Raw genomic sequence first — 1,924 nt, forward strand, 5'->3', positions numbered from 1 at the left:
TTCCTTACATCTTCGGCATCAAACATTACCCCATAGCGCGGGGCGTTGGGTACAATAATCAATTCGCCGGCAGTTTTTGCGGCTAATAAAACTATTATGCTCTTTGGCCAAGAGCTGCATTGTGCTGCTAAACGGCAAGCTTTCGCCATTTTTTGACACATAGCCCGTTGCTAAACGTGCGTTAGTGATTACTATTTAACCGAAAACTGGTAAATCCCCGAGTTTGAGGTATTGCCCTTGCTATCTTTGGTTACTACTATCCAGTAGTATAGTTTGCCTGTTTGTACGGCAACATCGTTCAGGAACATATCTGTTACGCCGCTTCTTATTTTGGCAGGATTGGTTTGTGTACCCAGGTAAATATCATAACCGGTAATATCGCCGTCTACATCGCTCCCCGTCCAGGTAAGGTTTACTTTTCCTGCTGTAGCAGTTATACTGGCCCCAAAAACCGGAGAAGTGATGGCGGCCGGGAATGGTGCGTAAGCCGCTGCACCCGGGCCCGAACTATAAAACTTCCAGGTATTGCTTTGCCCGGTATCGGTTGATTGTTTTGATCTGGATATGATACTCCACGAATAGGGTGTATTTCTTGACAGGGTAACTACCAGTTTTAACGCCGTGGTGTTTTGCGTAGCGGTAATGCCCGTAAACAGGTTTTTGACAGCAAGGTCATAACTATCGGCATGGGTTGCGGCTTTCCATGTAAATGTAATAGCGCTGGTGCTGTCGGTCACAATGGTGCCTGTCGTACAAACCGCATCTTTTGCAGGAAGTTGAAGCAATGCTTTGCCCGGTGCCGGTGGAGGTATGATATTGCCCCCGCCCGACGATTTACCACATCCTGCAGTTAAAACTATCAGTAAAAAGAGCAGCGGGCTTAGTTTTATATATTTCCTGGTCATCGGTTTAGCTGTTATTTTTTGAATATTTTAAATATCTTTTCATGGTTATCCATATGAACGTGCATCGCGAAGATCCCGCTTTTCAGGTCGCTTACATCCAGCTGTAATACGCCCGAAATATTACTGAACTTTTTAGAATAAACGGTTTTGCCATCTGCCACGCTGAAGATCTCGACCGTAATGGTGGAGATATTTTGACTTCCGAAGTTGATTTTGAGCATATTGGTAAACGGATCGGGAAACGGCACTATTCTTTTTAAAATGGTGATCGTTTTTTCGATAACCCCCTGGCAAAGTTTATCGGTACTTACCTGGAGGCTGTTGGTTCCTTCGGCAAGCGGCAAGGTGATAAGCCCGGTTGATGAACTGTAGTCAACCCCGTTTAGCCTGATACTGTACTGGTTGGCACCGTCAAGGTTTAATGTTACTGTGTTTTGGTCCTCATTCACGGTAGAATACAGCGAAAGGTCTTTCGGCTCGGTGATAACTACATCAAAGCATTGCCGGTAACCGGCTTGCCCTGCTACTGTAATGCAAAGCTGGTAGGTACCTGCTGCCAGCGCGCTAATCACCTTCTTTTGCACAAATGGGTATGACGTGTTTACACCGTTGCCTGTAATGGTGGCGGTATAATTGAGGTTTTTCGCGGCATCGATGGTTACCGATCCATTGGCCGATCCTTTACAGGTAGCACTTACAGTAGATAGCCTAAAGTTAGTGGCCGGCAGGCTGTACACAAAGCTAAAGCCTGGCAAAGTTGTTGTGCCGCCCGGTGTGGTAAGGGATATAACCCCGGATGAACCGGAACCCACCACTGCCGAAACGCTGGTTGGTGAATTTACTGTAACCGAGCTTGCTGCCGCGCCTCCAAAGCTTACCGCACTGGCATCGGTTAAATTGGTACCCGTTATAGTTACTGTAGTGCCTGCTATGGCGTTTTGCGGTGTAAAAGATGTGATAACCGGTGCCGGTGGCGGGGTTATGGTTAACGTACCGGCAACGTAGGTAACCGTATAATT

The 1,924-nt window shown here is 46.9% G+C and carries 2 protein-coding genes; both read right to left on the reverse strand.

The genetic code is table 11. The annotated features are described in order from the left end of the window. Positions 1-191 precede the first annotated feature (191 nt). Entirely contained in the window at positions 192-905 is a 714-nt protein-coding gene (locus BMX56_RS29750; protein WP_090653364.1) for a hypothetical protein, read from the reverse strand. A gap of 11 nt (positions 906-916) precedes the next feature. Next, a partial coding sequence (locus tag BMX56_RS29755) for a T9SS type A sorting domain-containing protein (RefSeq protein ID WP_143065571.1) occupies positions 917-1,924 on the reverse strand: 1,008 nt, incomplete at its 5' end.

This window comes from Mucilaginibacter sp. OK283 (genome assembly GCF_900110415.1).
Taxonomy (GTDB): Bacteria; Bacteroidota; Bacteroidia; order Sphingobacteriales; family Sphingobacteriaceae; genus Mucilaginibacter.

What these genes read in the sequence shown, in the direction of transcription:
- BMX56_RS29750 (WP_090653364.1), bottom strand. Translation starts at nt 905, where the DNA reads ATGACCAGGAAATATATAAAACTAAGCCCGCTGCTCTTTTTACTGATA.